Below are 23653 nucleotides of genomic sequence, written 5' to 3'. Positions count from 1 at the left end.
TCCGCGTAATCCATGCGTTCGTCCTGGCCGCTCATGCTTCGCGCGCGCCACCCCATCCGACATTCGATACGCTTGCGATTGCGTTGTGTGACAGGTCGTACTATTTTGCACACAAGAGTTGATGGAACATGACATGCCGAACCCAAGCACGATCAAGGCCAGCGGCGTCCCCACAGGAACGCGCAAAGCCGGCACTCCCGGACTGGCCTCGGCCCTCGAAGATGCCCGGCGCGCCGGGCTCCTCGATGGCGAGAAAACCGCGCACGTCTCGTTTCGGGCGCCAAAGGCGCTGATCGAGGCGGCCAAGCGCGAAAGCGGCGTCGAATCCCCGACCGATCTCGGCATCCTGGCGCTCGCGACGCTGGCCCAGCCCGATCCGGTGGCGGCCTTCCTGAAGCGCACGCACGGCAAGCTCGGCGCGGGTCACACGCTTGAGTTCTGATCTCCGCACCGTCCTGCGGCGTTACAAACCCTACAAGCATCGAACCCAGCTTCGGCCAAGGCCACGAGACAAACTGGTCGGCGTCGCGGATATCGGTCCGACCGGCCGGCCCATGCTCGTGCCGGACACCAACGTCTACACCATGTCCGCTGCCGGTACCCTGCCCGAGCTGGCGCGGCTGCTGATGGAGCGCGCGTTGCTGTTCCACTGTTCGGTCTGCCTGGCAGAACTTGCCACCGGCGTCGCCAATCTCGACCCGTCGCGTTCCGAATGGCGTCCCATTCGCGATCACTATGCCGCCCTGTTCGCGAGCGTCGCGGACAGCCGGCTGCTGATACCTGATCATCAGCTCTGGATCGAGGCCGGCGTCATCGCCGGCATGCTGGCGCGCACCCAGAATTTTCAGAAACACCAGCGTAAGGAATGCCTCAACGATGCGCTGATCTATCTTACGGCCGCCAAGGCCGGCCTGTCGGTCCTCACCGCCAATCGGGACGAATTCGATCTCATCCAGCAAATCGCGCCGCGAGGACAGTTCGTGCATCTTTGAAGAGCCGCCGCAACGCCAGAGGCGACTTCCAGACATCTCCTGGAGGATTGGCGGCGCGTTCGCTACTTCGTACGCAGCAGCGACATCGACTGATTAGCCGTCCTTGGGAGGCCTGCCGCGAACGCCGCTATTGAATGGTGTCAAAGCGTGAACCGGGAGCCGACTGCCACGCCCCCAAGCGATCGAGGAAGGTTCGTGCGGCGGGGTCGTTCGCCCGGAGATCCTTCGAGCGATTCTCCAGCGTCATCGCATCAATTCTGCCAGCACGCCAATCCGTCCACAACTGCCTTACCGACGGCGGGGCAAAGTTAAGCACATCGTCGAATTCCATCGCGGATCCTTTCACCGAGCGGTTGCTTGTTGCGAGGACCTGCACTCGATCCAGGAGATCGAGCACGGCGAAGAGAATAAGGGTTTATAGGTTTCGATGCAACAATCTGGCAAAAAGATGCGATCGTCCCGTCGCATCTCTGGCCCATTTCATGTTTTAAAGTTGAACGCGGTTGGCTGTGCGTTGCAACATCGCAAGCGGACGCATACCCTCTGCATGCTGTTCGTTCCTCTCCTCCCAAGCGACCGGCGATGAATGCGGCACACGTCCTTCGCGTGTTGCAACTTGGGACAGAGCCCGCCGCACTCCTCCCGCGGCGGGCTTTTCCTGGACAGCCACCTTATGCTCAGCTAGTCGACCGGCATGACAGTCCCGGTGGAGGTAATATGACTGGTCGGGTGAAGAGATCCGCCGCCGAAGGCGGATTTCTCGCGCCTTCAGGACGATGTTGGCCGCGGTCGTCATCGTCGCCGCCATTGCCGCGTTCGTCTTTCGCTAATATGTGAATTCGGTGCTCGCCAAGCATCATCTTGAATTGCAATGGTGCGCTCGGCAGGGTTTGAACCTGCAACCCCCAGATTCGAAGTCTGGTGCTCTATCCAGTTGACGCTACGAGCGCATGGCGACTGCCAGTTGCATTCTATCGGTGCCTTCACCGGGTTGATCAAGAAATGCGGCGAGGTCTTCGGCATCGGCTATTGTGACGCCAACATCGCCGTTCCGGTACGTGTCCGTGTCGACGCCAGGATGGTCCGGGCGTTATCCTTCCCTGAAGACGACAGAATCGACCATCGCGCCAAAATAGGGACGGGCGCGCAAAACGGCAAACGATGATAACGGCGGCGGACAGGTTGCGCGCCGGGAGCGCAAGAACCGCTGCCGACTCTCATGCCGGCAGCGGTGGAGCTGTTGCAGTTGTCGCGATCAGACGATCAGCGACCCATCTTCATCGCGAGGCTGGCATAGGCCGATATCGGCCGGTCCGCCACGAAGTGCAAATCCCGCTCGACCGGCAGGCCTAGGCCGCCGCGAATGTCTCGAATTTCCGAAAGCCTGACGGCGCCGAACTCGACGCATCCGAGACCGAGGTCGCAGAGGTCTTCCAGAATGTCCGGATCTTCAGGATCGACGGCCGATATCAGCCAGGTCGCGCTGGCATCCGGCGTGAACAGTTTTATCACGGGATAGGGATCGAACGTTGGGTCGGCGGCGGATCTCCTGCCGTTTTCAAGGAGGATGTCGAATTGTTCGTCGGTGATGAGTTGCATGGCGATGGGTTCCTTTGCGACTTGCCGGCCGGTGCGGCCGGGCGTTGGACCAGGGCGCCGGCCCCGCGGGGAGCGGGACCGGCGTCGGCGGCGATCAGGCAGGCGGGTTCCAGAGGATCACCTTCTTGGCCGGGTCGTTGCCGGGGGCGGGCGCGACGTTGCCGTAGATGACGCCGATCTCGGGGGCCGACAGCTTGACGGAGGTGTATTCCTCGCCGGTCTGCTTCGAGACGCGGTTCCAGCCGGCGCCGAGTTCGAAGCCGCTGCGCCTGGCGATGACGCGGAAGTCCGGAGCGTCGTCGTTCGCCTTCATGGCGTTGGGGACAATGGCGATCGGGGCGTTGATGCTCAACGTTGCCAGGACGCCTTCGAGCGTGCCGTCGTTCTTCTGGGTGAGGGTTGCTATCGTGGTGGCCATTTTCAGTCTCCTTCGGTTGCTCGGGACCATTCCCGATGGAGCCAAGGGAGAGGAGCGACCGCCGCCGTCACCGAGGCGAAGCCGAGGGGAACCCCCTTGCGGGGTTGGCGGCACAAGGCGGGCGGTCCTCTACAAAGGCGACATGAATCGGGAATGGTCTTCGAAGCGGCCGTCAGGGGAGACGAATTGATGTGGCTATCCGATCGCTGCCCCGGGCAGGAAACCGGCCGGTCGAGGCAACTGCATGACCTCGCATCGCCCGACCATCGCCTGCGCAACGCCACGCCGAACGCGCGACCGCTGCGTCACCATAACCATCGCCCCGGCGCTTTCGGCTGCTCGGGGATTGGTGGATCGTCCTGCGACATCATGTGACGAGGATCGCCTCAGGCTGGCGGCTTAGCAGATATCGGGTTCGTTGGTCTCCGCCGCACCATGCGACGCCGCGTCCAGATCGCCGGCGGCTCTGCTTGCCTTCGTCGCCGGCGCTCCCGCACCGGCGGGGTTCGCCCGTCATGGCCCGCGTGTCGATCGGTCCGGCTGCTTTGCCTCGCGCCCGATCTGTGCCGATACGTCGCCGCCCATCGCAATCGACCCTTGAAATGCCTGGCGTCAAGTGTCATATTGAAATGCGACAGATGACGCACCGAGGTGAAACCAATGGCGATCGCGGCTGAAACCATAGCTGCTGAGAGGGGTACTGGCGACCTGCAGAAAGTCGCGGAGCTGCTGGGCGGCGCCCGCATCCTGTCGCGCCGCGTAACCAGCGCGCTCGATGCGCATGAACTGCTGCTGCACGGCTTGCCGACGTCGGCGCTGGATTATCTCGTCGGGCGCCTGGTGTTCATTCACAAGGCCGAGTCCCTCGAAAAGGCCGTCGGCATGAGCGTGCGCACCTATCAGCGACGCAAGGATACACCGTCGAAGCCGCTCAGCCAGGAGCAGAGCGGGCGGACGTGGAAATTCGCCGAGATCCTCGCCAAGGCGACGGATGTGCTGGGGTCGCAGGCCGAGGCGGAGCAGTGGCTGGAGCGCCCAGCGATCGGACTGGACCAGCGCCGGCCGATCGATCTTCTGGCGACGCCCGCCGGCATAGAGCTTGTCGAGGATTATCTCGAACGGCTCGAATACGGCGTCTATGCATGACGCCGCTGCCGGCGGCGCTCGGCGGCACGGAGTTCCTCGTCTGGCGCCTCGATCAGGCCGGCTTTGCGCCGACCTGGGACAGCGGTGAAGGCGCCTATCGTGTCGGCGGGCGGTGGAACAGCAAGGGCGTGCGCGCCGTCTATTGCTCCATCGATCCTTCGACCGCGATTCTCGAAGTGGCGGTTCATAAGGGTTTTCGGGCGCTCGACACGATACCGCATGTGATGACGGCGGCCGTCATCAGCGACACGACGAACGTTCATGTCGTGGATCCCGCCGCGGTTCCCAATCCCAACTGGCTGCGTCCGGGCATTCCCGGCGCAGGACAGCAGGCCTTCGGTGATGATCTCCTGCGGCGTCATCGCTTTGTCGCGATCCCGAGCGCAGTATCCTCGCATAGCTGGAACCTCGTCTTCGTCGCGAGTGCCGTAACCGGCGCCTATGCGCTAAAGCTTCAGGAACCCTTTGCGCTGGATACCCGCTTGCATCCGCCGGCAACGGCGTGAACGGCGAGTTCACGCTATAATCGCTGCACGCTAGCCCATCCATAGGAGGACCCGCATGCCGAGACAGCTCGAAGGCGCTTTGCCTGTGGCAGCTATCGGTATAGCGATAGCGCAACGCCATTGCCGATCCCGACATCTGTCACAATGAAAAACACCGCTCGCCCATTCACCGTCGAGGTCAAGCGTCGCGGCAAGAGACTGGTCGAGACGCCGAAAACATCGATCTGGCCGGACCCCTCCATCCTCCGCGCGGCGGAAGATGTTTCAGAGGATGACGGTGGCAATCCTGCCGCGCAGGCTGAGGCCATTGAAGTGTCCGCGAAAGACCAGCACGAGCAAACCGCGATGCCTCGGATTCTGCTGGACCTGACAGATGTGAGCGATGAGGACCCGCACCATCGTGCTAAAAATCCGGGTGGGAAAACCGAGACCGGCTGAAGGGCTCCGTTTGGGAGCCCTTCAGTCTGGGCTGGCGGTCAAGCGTTGGTTGCCGAGAACCGCAGGACCGGGATGCCGAGCTTCCTGGCCTTGTCGGCGAGATTTTCCTGGATGCCGGTGCCGGGGAAGACGAGCACGCCGATCGGCAGCGCTTTCAGCATCGCATCGTTGCGCCTGAAGGGCGCGGCTTTGGCGTGCTTCGTCCAGTCCGGCTTGAAGGCGACCTGCGCGACCTTGCGGGTCTGCGCCCAGCATGAAGCGATCAGCTCGGCGCCCTTCGGGCTGCCGCCATGCAGCAACACCATGTCGGGATGCTTGGCATGGATCCGGTCGAGCTTTGCCCAGATCAGGTGATGGTCGTCGAAGTCGAGCCCGCCGGTCAGGGCGACCTTGGGGCCCGCGGGCAGCAGCACTTCGGTGTCGGCCTTGCGCCGGGCGGCGAGGAAATCGCGGCTGTCGATCATCGCCGCGGTCAGATGGCGGTGGTTGACCATCGACCCGGTGCGTGGACGCCACGCCGAGCCGGTGTGCCGCTCATAGTGCTCGCCGGCCTGGTCGCGCATCAGTTCGAAGACGTCGCGGCGCTCGATCATCGTCTGGCCCTGGGCGGTAAGGTTTTCGAGCTCGACCGCCTTGATCTCGGTGCCATCCTGTTCCCGCTGCAGCCGGCGCTGCGCCTGCTCGTTGTCATCCAGTTGGCGCTCGACCCGCAGCACGGCGCGATGGAAGACATTTGTGGTCGACCAGAGCAGATCGTCGAGGTCGGGTCCGAGCCGGGTGTCGACGAGGGTAGCGATCAGGGCGTCGAAGATGTCGGCCACGGCGCCGGCGACGTGATCGCCTTCGGGCAGCGGTCGCGGATCGGGCTCGTCCGCGTAGGGGCGCCAGCCGTAGAGCTGGAGTTCGGTGAGGACGTGATCGGTCGGAGAGAGGGCGTGATGCGGTTCGGTGTCAGCGTGCTTGCTCATGGGGTGCTCCCGTCGGTTGGACCGCGACCCTCGCGGCCTTCATGGCGGCGAAAGCCCACAGGCGGGAGGGTCTGGCAGGCCGAGCGCAGCCGAGGCCCTTGATGGCCAAGGCCGACTATTTTGTTTCGCGCTGCAAAGCGCCCGCAGGGCGCGGCGGAAAATAGTCGGCCTTGGCCATTGCCGGACCAGCCCGCCTGTGGGCTCGATCGCCCTCTCGAAGGCCGGGGCGCGGCTCACATCCGCCGGGCCGCCATCCGAGCGATGCCGACGGCGTGATGCGCCACGCGGCGCCCATCGAGTCAGCCCGCGCGCTTCAGATAGCGGATGCGGTCCCTGCGCATGAGCTGGTCCGCGATCGATTTCCGCAAGATCTCGAGGCCGCGGTAGACGAGGTCTTCGTTAAAATCCTGCATCGTAGGCGACAGCACAATCGCCTCGATCCCGGCCTGCCTCGCTCGTTCGACCAGCATGTCGCGCGCACTGTCGCCGGCCGGATCGTTGTCGCAGATGATGTAGAGCCGGCGTAGGCTCGGCGGGAACCGGATGGCAACGAGATGCGCGGCCGAGAGCGCCGCGGCCATCGCCATGCGGGGCAAGGCGCAGCGCAGCGACAGCGTCGTCTCGATGCCTTCGCCGGCCGCCATGACGGAATTCGGCACGCCGAAACGGACAGCGTTGCCGAGCAGGTCACCCATCGCCCGTCGCGGTGTATCGACCGGTGCCTTGCCACGCCCGTCAGGAGCAAGCCAAGTGCGCTGCGCGCCGGTCTGCTTTCCGGCAAGGTCGGTGACCGCGGCGATCATGGCCGGCCAGGTTTCGGTGGGCGAATGCTCATCGGGCCGATGGTAGCAGCGCGGATGGAAGCGCAGCGCGCCGGTTCCGTGCAAAGACGAAATGGAACGCCCGCGCAGATACGTCTCCACGATCGTGCCGCGGATCGGTTGCGACATGGCGAAGAGCCGCCGTGATGCTTCCGGCGAACCGGGCGGTACGGGCTGCCGCTGCTCGTTTCGCGTCTTCCTTTCCAGGTCGGGATGCGGAAGACGGAGGAACCTGCGCGCTTCGGCGGCCACGTCCTTGAAATCGACAAGGCCAAGCGCTTCACGGATGACATCGAGCAGGTCGCCATATTCCGAGGTCGCGGCGTCGACCCAACGCCCGGCCGGGCCTTTTGCGGAATCGTTTAGCCGGACAAACATGGAGCGGCCCGGCGTGTTGTGCACGTCGCCGACGATCCAGTATTTGCCCTGGCGCCTGCCGTTGGAGAGGTAGTGGCGGCATACCGTCTCGGCATGGTCGGCAAGCCGTCGCGCCAGCTCATGCGGTGCTTCTGGCATGTTGGCCTCCATGGAAAAGGCCCGCCGTCGGGGTCCCCACGAAGTAGTACTTCGTGGGAGTGCCCCGTCGCCGGCAGGCCCGTTTTGAATGGACGTGGACTATTCGGCCGCGATGGTCATCGCCGTCGAGCCGGCATCGTCCTCCTCGATGCCGTCATCTTCGGCCGCGGCGCTTTCGCCGACGGCTTCAGCCGGCTCCGCGACGGTGGCGTCGGACGTTTCCACATCAATCGTCGCCGCCTGGCCTGGCGTGCGCAGCGGCTCAGGCAGCCAGCCGGAACCGGCGAGCAGCGTTTCGGCTTCCGCCGCCATATCGCCCTTCTTCAGATTGGCGATACGGTTTGCGGCGTGCTGCCCCTTGGCCTCGGCGACCGCCTGCAGGATGCGTGCCTTGGTCACGCGACCGAGGAACGTGTCCACGGTCGGCGTCCAGCACGCGGCCATGTCGAGACCGACAGCCTCAGCCAGCCGATCGGCGTGAGCCAACGCCCTCGGCTTCCGATTCCATGCCTCGTGCACCGCATTGACCGAGAGGCTGACGACATGGGCGAAGAGCGCCCCCCGGCTGTCGCTGTCCCATTCGCCGAGCGCGTCCCAGAGATCCTCCGACTCCTTCGGCAGGGTTTTTGCCCAGTTCTCGTGCCGTTCGCGGATGGCTTCGGCCGAGACGCTGTCGTTCAGCCCCGGCGCCTGGGCGCCGAAGCTGACGGCCTTCAGATCCAGCTCGAGGCAGCTGTCCGAGCCATAGTGGTAGAACGCCTTGAGCGTCAGCGCGTGCAGCGCCGCGCGCAACGCGATGTCGGGCTGTTCGCCCAGTGCATGCCGCAGGCCGAGCGTGCGGTGGGCCGTCAGCTCCGTCATCAGCCGGTCAGAGATCGGCGAAAGACCCTCGTCCTCGTCGGACTCGGTCAAAGCTTCATCACCGGCGTTCTCGGCGCGATCGACATCGTGCGCGCCATCCGATGCTTCCCCGCCGGTCGCTTCGTCATCGGACGCGTCGTCCTCCGGCTCGGCGGGCGCTTCGTCCTCGGGTCGGACATAGCCCCGGTCGACGCGCAGGCGGCCGTCGCCCGCGATGCTGACGAAGGCGCCCGCTCGGGCGACCTCTTCGGGATCGAAGGTGAGCGGCCGCTCATCGAACGCCTCGATCGCGGTCTCCAGTTCGCCGAGCCGCTCATCGACATCGTCGGGCAGTTCGTCAGCGTCCTCATGCGTCCCGACGAGACCATCATACTCGGCCTTGAGGGCGTCGCGCGTCGCTTCCTCCTCGGCCGACAACGGCACGGGATCGCCGTGCAGCCGCCGCAGGCCGTAGGTATGGCCATAGGCGAAGTCGGGCGCGACCTCGGTCCACTTCCACCCTTCGGCGGCCACGGTCTCCGATTCCGCCTTGAGCTTGTCGGCAACCATCTGGTTCACGAGATCGACGTCCTGCAGCCAGCCGCCGCCATCGCTCTCGAAGAGATCGCGCAGCACCATGCCTCCGGCCTCCACATAGGCGTCGATGCCGATGAACTGCACGCGCTTGTCGGAGCTTCGGACCGCGCCCTCGGTCAGCATGCGACGGATCACGTAGGGCGACTTGTCGTAGGAGGTCTTCAGGCGCTCGAACACCTGCTCCTGGCGCTCATGGTCACCCGACACGGTGAAAGCCTCGAGCTGGCCAAGCGCCATGCCGTCCTCGGCATAGACTTCGAGCAGCACCGGCGAGACCGAAGCGAGCTTCAGGCGCTGCTTGACGACGTTCACCGACACGAAGAACGTGGCGGCGATCTCCTCCTCGGACTGTCCCTTTTCGCGCAGGGTGAGGAAGGCGCGAAACTGGTCGAGCGGGTGCAGCGGCGCTCGCTGGACATTTTCGGCCAGCGAGTCCTCTTCCGCGATACCGCCCTCGCGGATGACGCAAGGGACAGGTGCCGCCTTGGCCAGGCGCTTCTGCTTGACCAGCAGTTCGAGCGCCCGGAAGCGGCGGCCGCCGGCCGGCACCTCGAACATGCCGGTTTCCGCGCCGGCCTGGTCGACGACGGGTCGGACGGTGAGGCCCTGCAGGATGCCGCGGCGCGCGATGTCCTCGGCCAGTTCCTCGACCGAGATGCCGGCCTTGATGCGCCGGACATTGGCCTGGCTGAGCACGAGCTGGTTGAAGGGAATGTCGCGCGAGGGCGACAGGGTGATGGTGGGCTTCTTCCTGGCACTAGCCATGACGATCTACTCCGCGACGGGCGGCCGAAACCTTTCCCGGCCTCCTGACCCGTCACGAAAACCGGCGCCGCCCTCTCACTTTAGAGGACGGCGCCGCACGACGGGGAATCGGGAAAACACGCCGCCGAAGACACGGGCGCGCCTGTTCGGCGTCGTTGAGGTCAGCGTGCGAGCTCGAGGAGCTTCTTGGCCTTGCCTTCGAGGTCGAGCCGGGCATCCTGATGTGGTTTATCACGTGCGACGCGCGTAATTCCCTGCACGAAATCGAACACGGTCTCGGGTTTCCGGCCCTCTTCGGCCAAAACCGTGTCGATGATCTTCGCCGTTTCGGCCCTGGAAAAACCACGCTTGCGCAAAAAACCCTCGCGATCCTCATCGTCGCGGGCAACGATCCGATCCCGCGCGGCCTTGATGCCGTTGACGAACGGCATGGGTGAGGATTCGGCGAACTGGATCAGCGCCGGTTCCGCTTCCGCGGCGAAGCGGGAGGCCGCATATTTGGAATGCCGTATGGTGATTTCCTCGAAATCTTCGACCCCCCACAGCGTACGATTTTGGCAAACGGCACGCAGATAGAAGGACGCGATGCCGAGCGTGCGGGCGCCCACCTCGGAATTCCAGCAATAAAATCCCCTGAAGAAGACATCGGGCGAACCATCGGGCAGTTTGCCGGCCTCGATCGGGTTCAGATCGTCGACGAGGAAGACAAAGACATCGCGATCGGATGCGTAGAGCGTCGTTGTGTCCTTCGAGATGTCGATGTTGGGGTTGTAGACCCCCGTCGACCAGTCGAGCACGCCAGGTGTTTTCCACCGTGTGTCGCCGGTTCCGTCACCGGCAATTTTCTGTACCGCCTCGATCAGTTCTTCATCGAAAATTCGACCGTTATCCAGACTCTGTGTGCCTGTCTCACAGACGTCAGGGTTGGCGGTTAGTATCGCCGACAGTCAGAGACATAGAACCGTCGAGTGGTGCCGGTGCGAAGTTTTTGCCGGGGGCGGGCTCGAGCCCGTCCCCGGCAAAAACTTCGGCGCCGTTGGGAGGTCCATTGCCGCAGTTATTCTTCACCGATCTTTCCGCCGTGCACCGCTCCGTGACGGTCCACGGCACGACATACGAGTTGTCCTCAGACGAGATAACGGCCGCGGACAACGTCGGGCTCATCGAGGGCATGCCGTTCATTCTGGGAAGCGACGGCGCCTACGATCACCACCTCAACCGTTTCCTCCGATCGTGCCCGACCATGGGCGTGCGCTCGATGAACAGCCTTCGCGCTTATGCGCGGGACATCGTCGTCTGGATGCGCTTCCTCGAAGAGCGACGGGAAGGCAAATCTCCCTGGGCGGCAGATCGCGATGACATTGCCGCATTCCACGAAGCCCGGCGCATGTCCGAACCGCCGTTCCGGATATCGGCCTCTTCCTGGAATCGGATGATCGCGGCGCTCGACAAGCTTTATCGGTGGGCAGTCGACGAGAAGATCCTTGCCGCTGCTCCATTCACCTATCGGCAGCTCTGGTCACGCGCATCGACGTCAGGTGCGGTCATCGCCATGGCGGTGAGCTGCGCCAAGGAAAGCGGTGCCCGCAAGGGCGACATGCGCTTCCTCGACATGCCGCGCTATCTGGCATTCCGCGAGATCGGGCTGCGCGGCAGACTTCCCGATGGCCGGGAAGACCCGACATGGCGAGGCCGCAACGGCGAGCGCAATGCGCTGTTCACGGAACTGCTGATCACGACCGGCCTGCGGCTGCAGGAGGCGTCGAGCCTGCTTCTGAGCGAGTTGCCCACACTGGATACATGCGTGGACACCACTGCTCGATCGCTGCCCTTCCGACTGGCGGCTGCGACCGCAAAGGGCTCGCGCGGTCGGGATATCCGCATGCCGACCCGTCTGATCGGACAGTTGCACGACTATGTCCGGATCGAACGGGACAACGCCCTTGGGCGAGTTCGGCGGAGCGATCGCATCCGCCGGCGTAGCCCGATCCCGGTCGTCGGATGCGAGCACCGTGCCGTTCGCGTGAGCGATGGCGACCGCGCCTTGAAGGTAAGCGTCGATCAGTTGACGCCGTCGGAGCGGACGCGCCTCGTCGACGCCGCGACGGGCGCGCCGCTGGCGCTCTGGTTGACCGAGGACGGAGAGCCGATGCCGATGGCGTCGTGGGAGGCCGTGTTCGGACGCGCCAGCGAGAGATGCCGTCGCTTCGGCTTCGATGACATGCACGTGACCCCTCACATGCTGCGACACAGCTTTGCCGTGCACATGCTGACGCTGCTTCTGCGCGAGCAGGTTGTCTGGGTGGTCAGCGAGCGATCGCAGTATCTCGGCTCCGCCTATCGCCGGATGATCGGTGATCCTCTGCTGAAGCTCCAGAGATTGATGGGGCATAGCAGGATCGAGAGCACCTATATCTATCTCGATCACCTCGCGGACAGCCAAGAGATCGTCGATGCGGCGGCGGGCAACCTTGGTCTCGACGTGACCTCCAAGGACCTGGCGCCATGAGTCGGGGGCGACGGGCAACATTCCCGCGTCAGTCGGATGCGCTGGATAAGAACGCTGCTGCAACCGTCATCGTCGCCGATCCCTGCCGCTTCGCTGTGCGCGTCGACACGGGTGGCGAGATCATCGTCGACCTGAGTTCCTGGTCGACCCCCTCCTTCGTTGCCGAGATCGCTCCGCTGGTGCGGGAACGCATCCGCCAGATGGGCCCGACGCCGATCGGACGTTCGGTGCAGCGTCAGGTGCTCAAACTCCGCCGGTTCTGGTCGTTCCTGGATGATCGGAAGATCGTCCTGCACGGATTGGGCGACATCACCGTCGAGTTGATCAACGAATATGAGGCATGGCTCGAGCAGAATGGCGGGAACCGACTGTTCCAGCGGCACCTTCTGGCGGCGCTGATCAGTGTTCTCCGCATCGCGGTCGAGGACCGTCCCGGCGCGCTGACCCCAGACGTCGTGTCCCGCCTGCGCTATCTCGGTCACGGCGACAGTGGGGGCAGCCGGCCCCGCGACGCCTATAGCAGCGGGATCGCCGAGGCACTACGTGCGGCGGCACGAGCTCAGATCGTCGAGGCTCGTCAGCGCATCGCACTCGGTGACGACGTTCCGCTGCCGCCGCCAGGAGTGGATGTATGCGCGCGGCTACGCGCTCATTATGACGTCGTCATCGCCGAGATCGTGCGATCCGGACAGATCGAGACGCGGCACCCTGCCTTCAAGCGCTTCAAGAACCTCGGTGCTTACCGCCATGTTGACTGCAGGATCGAGGTGCCGCACCGGGGATTCCATCTCACGCCGATTGACCTTGCTGCGTTCCTGACATTGCTGTCGCTGGAGACCGGCATGGAGATGGAATGCCTGATTGCTGAAGGCGGACTGCCTGCGCAATCCCACCAAGGGCTATGTCGAGATCGAGTACTACAAGCGCCGAGCACGCGGCTCTGAGTGGAAGCGCCTGCGGGTGCGGGACGGATCGAGTGCCACGCCCGGCGGGCTGGTCAGAATGGCGGTCGCGCTCACCGAATGTGCCCGGCGGCACACCGGGTCGGATCGCCTGTGGGTCCTCTGGACCATCGACGGCTTGCGTCCAGCCAATGACGAAGGCGGACAAGGCATCAGCGCCTTCATCGAGCGCTACAAGCTGGTCGATGACGATGGCGGACCGTTGAGACTGAGGCTGTCGCAGTTGCGGAAGACCCATAAGGCCGAGTGGTATCGACGCACGAACGGCCAGCTCGAGCAGTTCGCCGTCGGTCATTCGATCGGTGTCGCGGCCCGTCACTATGCGGACATACCGGCCCTGCGCCATGTTCACGAGCAGACCTTGGCCGCCGCGTTCCACGATGCCCTCGACGCTGCGCTGAAGCCGCGCATCGCCATGAGCGAACGGGCAGACCTTGTCGCGGAGCGGCAGAATCTGCCTGCGGCAACGGACGAGCAGGATGTGTGGCTCGCGCGGTGCGGCAGCTTTTACGAAAGCCCGTTCGCGGAAGCCGGCAAGCCCTGTCCGACCCCGTTCTGGGGCTGCCTTGAATGCGAGAATGCGGTGATCACCGAACGCAAGCTCCCGGCGCTCATCGCATTCCAGTCCTTCATGGCCGATCAGCGCGCCACCCTCAACGCCGACGAGTGGTCGATCAAGTTCGGCCGCCCCTGGCATCGTGTCACGAACCAGATCCTGCCGGCCTTTGCGCCGCAGACCGTGGAAGCGGCCCGGGCACGGATCGCTGCAGAAGGGCCGACGCTCCTCTACCTGCCGGTAGAGGCGACGGCACAATGAGGGCGACGAACGTCGCCCAGGCCACAGCTTCATCGGCGATACGCAGCCCGAGCGACATCGTGCTCTGCTCGATGAGGCTCTAGAAGGGACCGACCCGAAGACGCTCTCGCGCTTCGGCGACGACGTGTGGAATCTCGATCCGGCAATCTTCCATGTGACTGCGCGCAATGCATTCCGAACGATCGACTTCACCGATATTGCCTGTCCGGTAGAGAGGCTGACGGCCAAGGAATACATCTTCGCCTGGCTCAACGAACGCCTTCCGGATCGCTCAGGACGGCTGCGGCCGTTGAGCGCGCGGGCGGCGCTTGCCACGCTGCGCCAGCTCATGACGTTCGTCCGGGAACGAGAGGGCCGGTTCGATGCCGCGCTCATCGATCAGGACCTGCTCGACGCCTACCTTGCTCTTCAGAAGAATCGGTCCGTGCTGCCGAGCCGGGTTGGCGCCTGCCTCAGACCGGCCGTCCAGCTTCACCGGCTCGCCCGCTTCCTGACCCACGGCGGCCTGCGCTTCGTGCCCTGGAACGGGACGCCGGTCTTCAAGGTGGCGGGCTGCGGCGGGCGACCATATGAGAACATGACGCCCCGCATTCCCGAGCCGGTGATCGGCGCATTGCTGCGATGGTCGTTGCGCTACGTCGAGCTGTTCTCGGCCGACATCCTCGCGGCACGCGCCGAACTTGACGAGCTCGAAGCGGATCGAGTTTATCCTCGTGAGACCGTGGCCATGCGCATGGCGTCCTATATCGAAGGGCGCCGCAAGGCAGGCCGTGGTATCCCCGTCTGGAACGCGCCCGGCAGCATCGGCGGCTTTTGCGCCTCCCTCGTGCGCGCCGATCGGCACAAGCTGAACGGTGACGTGCTGAATCTAAAACTGATCTCGCTGCAAGGCAGGATTCACGTCAGCAACATCATCCAGAATAAAGAAGCCTATGGCCTCCTTCTTGGCGCCGTGACGGAACTCGGTGTCGAGCAAGGCGGTATGGACACGCCGATCAGTATCGACCCCGACAGCGGCAAACCATGGCGCACCCGCTTCGACTTTTTTGCGCTCGCGAACGAGGAACGCCAACTCCAGACTGCCGCCTACATCCTGTGCGCCTATCTGACCGGCATGCGCGACGGCGAAGTTCAGGCAATGCGACCAGGCTGCCTTCAGCGCAATCGCAGCCCCGACGGCATGATCGAACGACTGACGATACGCAGCATCGTTTTTAAGGGTCGAGCGGAACTCGGCACGCCGGAGGAATGGGTGACGATCGAGCCGGTCGGCCGCGCCGTCGAGATCGCCGGCCGTCTTGCCGCAAGGCATCAGCCACGACGCAAGGATGATGGCATCTGGATCGTTCTTCATCGTGCTGTTGCGCGCGATCGTGGCGTGCCGCATGTGGTCAAGCAGATCAATCGGTATCGCCAGCATCTGGACGAGTGCTTCGGCACACCCGAAGAACCAGCAATCCCGCTCGTGGAAGGACGAAGCTGGGTCTTCAATACGCGGCAGTTCCGGCGGACCGTGGCCTGGTACATAGCCAACCGCCCGTTCGGGGTGGTCGCCGGCAAGATCCAGTACAAGCATGCCTCCGTCGCGATGTTCGACGGCTATGCCGGATCATCGGTCTCCGGCTTCCGCCAGGAAGTGGAGCAGGAGCACCATCTGGGGCAGCTCGACGACATCGTGGTGCATTATGAAGCGGCGCAGCGCGGCGAGCGATTGGCCGGTCCCGGCGCTTCCCGCGTCACTCATGAGATCGACCGTGTCGGACGAGAGATCGGCTCCCTGACCGGCGTGATCGCAGACGGCAAGCGCGTGAAGGCAATGCTCGCCCATCTGGCTCGCACGCTGCACGTCGGCTATCTGAACGACTGCTTCTTTGAGCCGGCGACGGCACTCTGCCTTGGCCGGTCGACAGTCCCGGCACGCCAGCCCATCCTGTCGAACTGCGCACCAGACCGTTGCCCAAACTCCTGTATCGCTCGTCGTCACCTGCCGGCATGGCAGGCCGCGATCGCACATGCTGACGCGATGCTGGAAGAGAAGCGATTGTCGAGCGTGCAGCGGACCGCGATCCGGCAGGACCGGGATCGAATGCGCAAGCTGATAGCGCCACTCTTGGAGGAACGGTCGTGAAGCCGGTCAGCGCATCGACAGAGCGAGCCCTTCGCGAAGCGCTGACCCGGCTTGTCTCAGGGGGTGCGTCTCGGTCGGACGGCCGTATGACAATCGCCGGCCTGGCGCGGGAGGCCGGCGTCAGCCGCGCAACCGCGAACCGTGCTCCGGCCATACTCGCGGAACTGCGGGAGGCGGCCGAGGCGGCGAAGCTGTGCCGGCTTGAGGAGCCCCGCCCCCCGCAGATTGACGTGGAGCGGCAGCAGCGTGATCGGGAGAACGTAATCGCTCAGCACGTCCAGGTTCGCGCTTTGCTACAACGCGCCGACGAGAACAGGAGAAGCAAGGTGGCCCGCCTCCGTCTCATCGGTGACGTTGGATGACGCGGGCGCAGGTTGCTGTTCGTGCATCCAATCGGCTGCCTGCTGTGCCTTGCCGGCAGCCGTGAAGATGGCGCGGGGGTCGTCCTTCAATACTTTGATCCACGAGGCAATGTACGCGGCATGATCAGGGCGCGGATGGTGGGCGATGCCGAGATCGGCAAGCACAAGGCCGCTGAGAATCTCCGCGATGTATCCAAATGGGAGACATGTCTCAGTGATGCCGCGCATGGCGCAAGCCGTTGTAATCATGGTCTTTCTCCGGGATCGAATGAGGTGAGACAGATTTGGGCGAGCTGAAGCCGCTCTCTCTGGCTTCCAACCGCTCCCCCTGAGCGGTCGGTCCTCTACCTCTGGCGGGCTTCGGCCGGGCACTACCTTCCCGGGAAGCGCACCACCTGACCGGCCGTCGCCTGATCCAGTGCCGTTCGGAGAGCGTCGATCATGCGCTGCTGCTCAGCGTTTTGCACGGTAAGATACTGGACCTGCTGAGCCAGTCGCTGAGCAGTATCCCTGAGGGTCGATATGGTGATGGCATCCGCTGCACGTTGATGCCGTTCGGGCCCTGCCGCTGACGATGTCCTGGCGCTGGATATCCCAGAACGGAAGTGCGCGAGCAGTTCGGTTGCCCGATTAGCGGTAGCGCGGCCAACGCCTGCTTCCCGAGCCAGATTTGCGACGGTCAGCTTGCCGTTGGTCACACGTGGCTTGCCTGCGAGAAGGCGCTCCGCCGCTTCGCGTAACGCTGCTTCAGATCGGGCACTGACAGGTTTCATGCTTCCTCCCCCTTCAGCGGCGCGATCAGAGCCCGCTTGCGGGCCTGTTCGATCTCGAGCGCCTTGCGCTGATTGGCAGTCAGCTTCGGATCGCGAAGGAGGATGTCACCTTCTTCGATGGAGGCTTCCCAAGGCGGAAGATGTCGGCGGCTGAGGCAGGAGTTAGGGCAGCGTTCGGGGCTGCAATGGGACAGGACAGGCGCCTTGCGGTCGGTCTGCGGAGTTCGGCGAAGGCAGAGAGCCGAAGCCGCTTCGAAGAAGCAGTCATTGAGGAACCCGACGTGAAGATCGCGAGCGAGATGGCGCAACATCGAGCGCAACCGGGCGGGATCGACAATCATGCCGGGTAAATCACCGAGAGCATCGGCAACGCGGCCAAACTCGGATACGAGTCGGCTCGCCGCGGGACCGGTGGGTGGGTGGCCGCGCCGGAACTCCTCGTAGTGCTCGATGATGTCCTCGAGACGTCCCAGCGAGCGCTCTCGCGCAACTTCAGCGCCGAATCCCGATGCTGACTCGCCAGCATAGCCCTCGAAGGTCGCGATGGAGGCATGCTTGTACTGGATCTTGCCCGCCACAGTTCCGAACGGTCGATTGGCGATGTGCCAGGCTATCGTTCGGCGGAACTGTCGTGTCGCAAAGCGCCAGGGCTGACCCGACGCTTCACGCGGGATTGCGGGATTCTCGGGCGTGCCCTGGGTTCGATCGAGATGGGCGCGGAACTGGTTGAGGGTACGAACGATCTCGGTCGAGAGATGATCCTTTGTCGCCGCACCATTCACCAACACGAGCCAGAGCGTATCGAGGCCGCGTCGCTCACGGGCATGTGCAGACAGCCGTTCTGCGATATCGACGGCGCGCCCGACGGGAGCGATCGTGATCCATTCCGCAGCCTCGCCGGTCACGCTGCGCATTTTATAGGCCGTGCTGCGCACCCTGTGCCGCTCGATCAGGCCGTCGGCGCTTCGTTCGACGGAGTGGCATCCGACCCGCATCGCCTGGACCTCGCTGTCGCGCATTCCGGTCAGGTATGCGCAGACAATGTAGGCGGCCGCCTGCAACATCTTTTCCTCGCGCATCAGCGTGAACTGATCGAAGCGCTGCGAACGCCATGGGCGTCCTGTATCCGGGTCGATGCTGATCGGGGTGTCCATGCCGCCGATCTCGGTCCCGAGTTCGGCAACCGCCGTCAATATCGTACTGTGATGGCGCCGGGCCTGGCATATTGCACCGGCGCGGCATCCGATGCGCAGAGCCATGTAGCCGTAGTTGACGCGAGTCCCTTCCTTGCTGACGACGCTCACATCATCCGGCCAGACGGGCACACCGCGTCCTTCCTTGCGTAACCGGGATAGATAGGCGTCCAGTCGCTGTGCAATGGCATCGGATGTCGGATGCCCGAGTTCGGTTCTTGCTATCGTCGCCTTGTTGGCCTGATCGGCGAGCATGGTGAGCTCGGCCCGAGCTGCCAGAATGTCGGCCGAGAACACGTCGACATATTTGAGCGACCAACGAAGCAAGGCGTTGATGACGGGCTCCGGAATGCGTGGGGTCGTATTCTCTAGTGGCGACGGCTTGCAGCCGGCGACCTGGAATGGTGCTCGACCTCGCCAAGGCTCGAACTGATACCCTCCCTGCGTCAGCCGATCCGCGTGGGCATGCAGATCGACCGGAATCTCGAGGAGCGCAGCAACCTGCCTGGGCAATCGCCCGGGTGTCCGGATAAACGCAAGCCATGCGTCGAGGTCCGCCTGCGTCAGTTCTCCAAGCCGGAAGCTGCCTGTCCGCTCCTCGATAAAGGCGATGAAGCGGCGCATCCGGTTATAAACGGCGCGGACTGTGGCCGGGGCCATCCGGGATCGGGGTGCGCCCGCGGGTTCATGCAGCCGAGCGAACAGGTATTCCTTGGCGGTGAGCCGGGTGAGCGGATTGGACAGATGCGTGAAGTCGACACTACAATGGCATCGCCTCGCGTTCTCGCGGAAGACAGCGGGTGACAGGTTCCAACTATCCTCACCGAACAGAGGCAACGGTTCCGCCTTTTTGCGCGGATGAATGCGGAGCCCATCAAGGACACCCTGACCGTCCTTGACGTGGAGAGAGGCTGGCGCCGTCGCTGGAGCTGTGGCTGGCTTTACGCTCATGTCGCGCCGAGCTCCGGCGGCAAATGGATCAAGCCAGCCCGGTTTTGCGCCAGTGTTCTCGCTTCCGCGACCACAGCCTCAGGGAAGGCCGGGAGAACCTGGTCGGTGATCCGGGCATGAGCCTGGCCGAACTTGGCCTGCCAATCGCTCGCGGATAGGCTCGCGCGCTGCTCCACCATGAACGTATCGAAGGCCACGATCGCTGGCAATTTGGATGCGGTAATCACCGCGCTCTTGCATTCGAGACACCCCCAGAACGGAACCGGGCAAGCCTCGCCTGCGCGACCGAAGGGGCTGGCATAAAAGCCGGAACAGCTGGCGAGCCATAGATCCTGGGAGCCATTGAGCAGTTCTGCGATCTCGGCAGCAGGCAGCGGGAGACCGGCAGCCTCGGGCGAGGCACGCATTCGCATCTCGTCTTCCGGCATGAGCAGCTTCGGCGCCAGCGCAGAATCGAGAGCCTCCTTCAAACCGTCGGCGACCGTGGTCTCGTGCAGCGAACGCAGTGCCGGGATGTCCGCATAATGGTTCGCAGCGATCTCCTTGCTGTGATTGACGGCGAAGCTCTCCATCTGTCCGCGCGTCTGCCTGTACCAGTGGGACTTCTGGGTCTTGCGCAGCCGGGCCAGGACCAGATTGATTGGCTGTCCTTCCGCATCGGCGATCTCGTGCCGCGCCACAAATCTGGCAAGTGATTCCGCCGAGGGATGACCTATTCCGGCGACCAGCCGTCCATCATTGAAGTAAGCCCAGAGGCTATTGGTATCGAGGCGCCTGCGCGCCTCGGTTCCGAGCTTCATCGCGAGCCGTATCAGGCCTCCAGGCGTACCACTGCCGCCGTCGCGCACCCGCAGCCTCTTCCATTCGGCGCCTCGAGCTCGCCGCTTTATATATTCGATATCGACGTGGCCGCCCGCGGCATTCTTGAGGCAATCGACGCCCAATTCCTTGCAGCACTCGATCTCGATGCCAGTCGTCAGCGACAGCATCACCAGGAAGGCGATGATATCCTGAAGGTTGAGGTAGAGATGGCCATGCAGTTCGTCCACGAGGTTGCCCGTCGACAATCCCTCTTCCTGCCGGAGCCAATAGAGGTACTTGTAGATAGGCTTACTGAAGCTGATCGTACCGTCCAACTCCAGCCTGCTCATCGTCATGCGGTAGGCAGATCGAAGTTCTTCGCCGCCTTCGATGGGACCATCGCGCCGCACGGCATTGCCGACGGTAACGATGCGGTTGTGGGCCGCGTGAACATCGCGTCGAGCCGCTTCGCGGAGCGCTGCATTTACATGGTCGTCGTAGGCGTCGCGCGGTTTGCTCGGGTTATATGGCGACCCGACATAGTGCAGCCGGGACAGCATCAGCACGGAGAGCGTCGCCGGGCAATCCTGATGGACGAACCGGAGACAGCCGACAATCTTTGCGATCGTCTGATAGCTGACAACCTCGGTGTGTCGCTCGCTCAGCCATCCCGCAAAGTCATCGAGATGCTGGGGTGCCATCTGTTCCAGACGGCAGAGGGCAGGATGGCGATCATCAAGATAGGTCCAGAACCGGCGGGTGGCGGCGACGTAAGCCTTGGCGGTGCTGACCGAGCCGGCCGGTCCGCCGATCTGGCAGATACGCCACAATGCATGGGCGAATGGGCCGAGCAACTCTGGCCGCCCCAGGTCTGCGAGGTCAACGACCATCGAACCGCCATGTCGTAGAGTTGCATGGAAGCGGAATGTTGTTTTTGCCTCCTGTGCTTCGGGCGTCGGATCGGCGATATCGGGGAAGATAACGCGGCCCCTGCGGCCAATGATGGAAGAGGCCGCCTTCACGCTGGCGCTCCGATCTCCAGATCGTCGAGCGTATCGGCAAAATCGCCGGCGGCCTTGTCGACCAGCATGCGAGCTTCATCGAGGCTGTCGAGGTAAATGTAGGTGCTGGCGATGCTGGCGTGACCGAGGAGGCGCTGAAGTTTTTGAAGTGGATCTCCGATGACGCGACGATAGGCGGCGCTCTTCTGATCAGGATCAGGCCCGATCCAGCCAAGCTGCGCCCGGATGAGGAGCGACAGCATGTGAACCGCAAATACGTGCCTCAACATGTGCGGTGTGATGTGGATATCAAGGCCGTTTTGCCGACACCGCGCTTCGGCCCGCGCGAAGACCGCCTCCCATGTCGAGGGTCGCATCGGCCGGCCGTCATCCGTCAGCCACAATGCCGCCGGTTCGAGGGGCAAACCGGCGGCATCCACCATGAGCAGGCGCCTTCGTTCGGAAGGAAGAAGCCCATCGCGGCGGCGCCGGGACTGGCCATTGCGATCAGAGACAAGTGCGAAGTCCCGAGACCAGCCCTGGACCATGATTGGCTGACGGATGTTGTCCCAGCGGCGATGTTCGCGCCAGCGAGCAACGATCTGGGAGCGCTCGATCCCAACATACTGATCGATGCGGCGCAGAAGGCGGCGCGGAACGCGGATCTCTCGTCCCTTGCCACCTTTGCATATCGCCGCCGGCAATTTGAGTGGACACGAGCGGTCGGCGCCGAGAGCCGGATCGTCGTGCCTCGGCAGGTCAGCCGGAAGCAGACTGGTTGCCTCTTCAAGACGTAGACCAGTGCAGACGAGAAGCTCAGCAAAGAGCGCATCGCGTTCGCCGTGGCGGCCACGCCAATCCGGATTGTCGCGGCCATCCGATTGACGACCACGCAACCCGATATCCCGGAAGGAGTAAAAGCGATCGAGCCCAACGTAGCGCATATCATGGTGGCGGGCGCCAGCTTCACGGTAGGAATAGCGCTGGCCTTGGGCCGGGCCGCGCGGAGTCCGGGATATTTTGATCCAATCGCGTTTGCCAAACGGCGTAGTGGTCAGAAGACCCTCGTCACGCGCCCAGCCGTAGAACTTCTCGAAGGCGGTAACGGACCTGTTCCAGGAGGACGCCGATATCCGCGCGGAGTGATCCGTGAGACGCCGCGCCCGATGGAAAGCGATGAGGTCCTGTCGATCCGCCTTCCAGATGCCCTTTCCATGCCGCTGTTCATGCAAAAAGCGCGAGAACGTCAGAATATCCAGCGCATAGGCCTTGATCGTGTTCGGCGAGCGAGCCCCCATGGTGGGGCATTCGCGAAAGAAGCGGTTCAGATGATGATCGTAGCTGCCATCATCATCGAGAATGAACGGTATGCCGTCGATCAGGCCAAGGTCGCCTGCGTGTTCGCCGGCGGATAGCAACGGCTGATGGCTCACGCCATCGAAGGTCGTCGGCTCTCGAAGAGCTACCAGGTCGGTGAAGTAAAGCTCCGGCACCACGGCCTCCGCAGTTTTTTGGCGAGGGGACGGGCTCGAGCCCGCCCCCTCGCCAAAAAACTGCGGCAGCGCTCCGATCGAAAGCTCGTCGTTACGCCGCACAATGTCTGTCGAAGATCACACGGGTAAGACAGGATCAAAGAATCCGGATAAGACCGTGCATTCCTCCATAGCATAGGCGGCCGAGCCGAACCGTCCGGAGAGATCACGGTCGAGGCGATGCCTGGCGCCGGAGGCGTGCCCGCATTCGTGGAGCAGCACGGCGTAATAGGCTGCGGCATCGCGGAAGCAGGCGAAGTCGGGCATCTGCACGTGGTCGGTGGATGGGCGGTAACAGGCCTGCGATCCGCCGTGGCGGATGTCGATGCCGAGCGCTGCGCAGAACCGTTCGGCCCGCTCGATGCGCTCGGCCTCGGGTAGCACCGGTATCTCGGGCGGCGTGTAGCCGTCGACCTGCGCGCAGTTGAAGACCGTGTAGCCGCGGGCGAACATGCGCCGGGCGGGCTCGTCGCGATCCTCGTCGCCGTCCTGTACGTCTGCCTTGCCGTGGCGATCGACGGTCTTCCAGAACACGACGAGGTGCCCGCGCTCGCCCTTGCGGACCTGGGCGCCGAGCGCCTGCCACTGGCGATAGGTGCCCCAGATGCCGGCGGGAAAGCCGGCGGCGTGCGCGGCGGCCCAGAGTGCGATGACGTTGACGCCACGATAGGCCTTGCGCGAGGCGACGTTGACGGGCGTAGTGATGGCCGATCCGTCGTGGTGCCAGGGCATCCGGTACTGGTCGGCGCCGGCCTCGATGGCGGCGATGATCTGGCTGGTGACACGCTCGTAGATGTCGTTCCGGGGCTGGGGTGTGCGATCGGTGGTCATGGCTGCCTCCTGTGTTCGCCCTCTCCGTCGAGGGCGAGGCGGCAGGGGCAGACGCGGGAAGCCGGGCCGTCACACCCTGTTCTCGGTGCTGGTGCGGAACAGGGTTGATGGGCCGGCAGCGTCTGCCACAACCCGAGCCCTGCCTCGACGGGCGAGCACGGGAGGCAGCCATGACCGGCGAGCGGCG

Annotated in this window: 20 protein-coding genes, 1 tRNA gene and 3 pseudogenes; 10 read left to right on the top strand and 14 right to left on the bottom strand. The window is 63.9% G+C overall.

Annotated features, from left to right (window positions below; translation table 11 throughout):
• Positions 1-133: 133 nt before the first annotated feature.
• Together AC5I5B_RS11220 and AC5I5B_RS11215 are read left to right on the top strand one after the other, a co-directional pair.
• Positions 134-442 (top strand): hypothetical protein, encoded by a 309-nt coding sequence (locus AC5I5B_RS11220; protein ID WP_495752650.1) that lies wholly within the window; start codon positions 134-136, stop codon positions 440-442.
• Positions 432-992, top strand: coding sequence for a type II toxin-antitoxin system VapC family toxin (locus AC5I5B_RS11215; RefSeq protein ID WP_495752649.1), 561 nt, complete (start codon positions 432-434; stop codon positions 990-992). The genes AC5I5B_RS11220 and AC5I5B_RS11215 overlap by 11 nt, the downstream gene beginning before the upstream one ends.
• 127 nt (positions 993-1119) lie before the next feature.
• On the opposite strand, the gene AC5I5B_RS11210 is transcribed toward AC5I5B_RS11215, so the two are convergent.
• The 4 genes from AC5I5B_RS11210 to AC5I5B_RS11195 form a co-directional block, all read right to left on the bottom strand.
• On the bottom strand, positions 1120-1323 hold the full coding sequence (locus AC5I5B_RS11210) for a hypothetical protein (protein ID WP_495752648.1): 204 nt from the start codon (positions 1321-1323) through the stop codon (positions 1120-1122).
• Between the two features lie 541 nt (positions 1324-1864).
• Positions 1865-1942: transfer RNA gene (locus AC5I5B_RS11205), tRNA-Arg, on the bottom strand.
• Positions 1943-2255: 313 nt separating this feature from the next.
• Positions 2256-2591 carry a DUF2958 domain-containing protein gene (locus AC5I5B_RS11200; protein ID WP_495752647.1) on the bottom strand — a complete coding sequence of 112 codons (336 nt, stop codon included), beginning with the start codon at positions 2589-2591 and terminating at the stop codon, positions 2256-2258.
• A 94-nt stretch (positions 2592-2685) separates the two neighbouring features.
• Positions 2686-3009, bottom strand: coding sequence for a DUF736 domain-containing protein (locus tag AC5I5B_RS11195; protein ID WP_495752646.1), 324 nt, complete (start codon positions 3007-3009; stop codon positions 2686-2688).
• Between the two features lie 153 nt (positions 3010-3162).
• Between AC5I5B_RS11195 and AC5I5B_RS11190 the strand changes: the two genes are divergently transcribed.
• The 4 genes from AC5I5B_RS11190 to AC5I5B_RS11175 all read left to right on the top strand — a co-directional run bounded on the left by AC5I5B_RS11190 (position 3163) and on the right by AC5I5B_RS11175 (position 5099).
• A complete protein-coding gene (locus AC5I5B_RS11190) occupies positions 3163-3384 on the top strand; it encodes a hypothetical protein (protein ID WP_495752645.1) in 222 nt (73 codons plus the stop codon).
• Between the two features lie 285 nt (positions 3385-3669).
• Complete coding sequence (gene parS / locus AC5I5B_RS11185; RefSeq protein ID WP_495752666.1) at positions 3670-4155, top strand: type II RES/Xre toxin-antitoxin system antitoxin; 486 nt, start codon at positions 3670-3672, stop codon at positions 4153-4155.
• Positions 4152-4661, top strand: coding sequence for an RES family NAD+ phosphorylase (locus tag AC5I5B_RS11180; RefSeq protein WP_495752644.1), 510 nt, complete (start codon positions 4152-4154; stop codon positions 4659-4661). The genes parS and AC5I5B_RS11180 overlap by 4 nt, the downstream gene beginning before the upstream one ends.
• Positions 4662-4805: 144 nt before the next feature.
• The gene (locus AC5I5B_RS11175) at positions 4806-5099 is read left to right on the top strand and encodes a hypothetical protein (RefSeq protein ID WP_495752643.1); all 294 of its coding nucleotides are present in this window, start codon (positions 4806-4808) and stop codon (positions 5097-5099) included.
• 38 nt (positions 5100-5137) lie between these two features.
• Here the strand turns inward: AC5I5B_RS11175 and AC5I5B_RS11170 are convergent, their stop codons facing one another.
• The 4 genes and pseudogenes from AC5I5B_RS11170 to AC5I5B_RS11155 all read right to left on the bottom strand — a co-directional run.
• Entirely contained in the window at positions 5138-6067 is a 930-nt protein-coding gene (locus tag AC5I5B_RS11170; protein WP_495752642.1) for a DUF2493 domain-containing protein, read from the bottom strand.
• Positions 6068-6366: 299 nt separating this feature from the next.
• A complete protein-coding gene (locus tag AC5I5B_RS11165; protein ID WP_495752641.1) occupies positions 6367-7404 on the bottom strand; it encodes a DUF7146 domain-containing protein in 1038 nt (345 codons plus the stop codon).
• Positions 7405-7503: 99 nt separating this feature from the next.
• The gene (locus AC5I5B_RS11160) at positions 7504-9606 is read right to left on the bottom strand and encodes a ParB/RepB/Spo0J family partition protein (protein ID WP_495752640.1); all 2103 of its coding nucleotides are present in this window, start codon (positions 9604-9606) and stop codon (positions 7504-7506) included.
• 161 nt (positions 9607-9767) lie between these two features.
• Positions 9768-10496: pseudogene (locus AC5I5B_RS11155) on the bottom strand (DUF932 domain-containing protein); the annotation flags it as partial.
• 158 nt (positions 10497-10654) lie between these two features.
• On the opposite strand from AC5I5B_RS11155, the gene AC5I5B_RS11150 reads away from it, so the two are divergent.
• The 4 genes from AC5I5B_RS11150 to AC5I5B_RS11135 all read left to right on the top strand — a co-directional run bounded on the left by AC5I5B_RS11150 (position 10655) and on the right by AC5I5B_RS11135 (position 16022).
• Positions 10655-12115 (top strand): tyrosine-type recombinase/integrase, encoded by a 1461-nt coding sequence (locus AC5I5B_RS11150; RefSeq protein WP_495752639.1) that lies wholly within the window; start codon positions 10655-10657, stop codon positions 12113-12115.
• On the top strand, positions 12112-13059 hold the full coding sequence (locus AC5I5B_RS11145; RefSeq protein ID WP_495752638.1) for a hypothetical protein: 948 nt from the start codon (positions 12112-12114) through the stop codon (positions 13057-13059). The genes AC5I5B_RS11150 and AC5I5B_RS11145 overlap by 4 nt, the downstream gene beginning before the upstream one ends.
• Positions 12977-13894, top strand: a complete 918-nt coding sequence (locus AC5I5B_RS11140) for a hypothetical protein (protein WP_495752637.1) — start codon at positions 12977-12979, stop codon at positions 13892-13894. The genes AC5I5B_RS11145 and AC5I5B_RS11140 overlap by 83 nt, the downstream gene beginning before the upstream one ends.
• 124 nt (positions 13895-14018) lie before the next feature.
• Complete coding sequence (locus AC5I5B_RS11135) at positions 14019-16022, top strand: hypothetical protein (protein ID WP_495752636.1); 2004 nt, start codon at positions 14019-14021, stop codon at positions 16020-16022.
• A 293-nt stretch (positions 16023-16315) separates the two neighbouring features.
• Here the strand turns inward: AC5I5B_RS11135 and AC5I5B_RS11130 are convergent.
• The 6 genes and pseudogenes from AC5I5B_RS11130 to AC5I5B_RS11105 all read right to left on the bottom strand — a co-directional run.
• Positions 16316-16567: pseudogene (locus AC5I5B_RS11130) on the bottom strand (zincin-like metallopeptidase domain-containing protein); the annotation flags it as partial.
• A gap of 188 nt (positions 16568-16755) precedes the next feature.
• Positions 16756-17157 carry a hypothetical protein gene (locus tag AC5I5B_RS11125; RefSeq protein ID WP_267211516.1) on the bottom strand — a complete coding sequence of 134 codons (402 nt, stop codon included), beginning with the start codon at positions 17155-17157 and terminating at the stop codon, positions 16756-16758.
• Positions 17154-19301, bottom strand: a complete 2148-nt coding sequence (locus tag AC5I5B_RS11120; RefSeq protein WP_327521543.1) for an integrase — start codon at positions 19299-19301, stop codon at positions 17154-17156. The genes AC5I5B_RS11125 and AC5I5B_RS11120 overlap by 4 nt, the downstream gene beginning before the upstream one ends.
• Entirely contained in the window at positions 19298-21124 is a 1827-nt protein-coding gene (locus AC5I5B_RS11115) for a site-specific integrase (protein WP_327521542.1), read from the bottom strand. Before AC5I5B_RS11115 ends, AC5I5B_RS11120 begins: the two co-directional genes overlap by 4 nt.
• Positions 21121-22596, bottom strand: a complete 1476-nt coding sequence (locus AC5I5B_RS11110; protein ID WP_495752635.1) for a tyrosine-type recombinase/integrase — start codon at positions 22594-22596, stop codon at positions 21121-21123. The genes AC5I5B_RS11115 and AC5I5B_RS11110 overlap by 4 nt, the downstream gene beginning before the upstream one ends.
• A gap of 153 nt (positions 22597-22749) precedes the next feature.
• Positions 22750-23466, bottom strand: a pseudogene (locus AC5I5B_RS11105) (ArdC family protein); the annotation flags it as partial.
• Positions 23467-23653: the final 187 nt, after the last annotated feature.

It is taken from the genome of Agrobacterium sp., from assembly GCF_059499945.1.
Note: the sequence above shows the minus strand (reverse complement) of the source record. Positions and strands in the feature narration are given on the sequence as shown.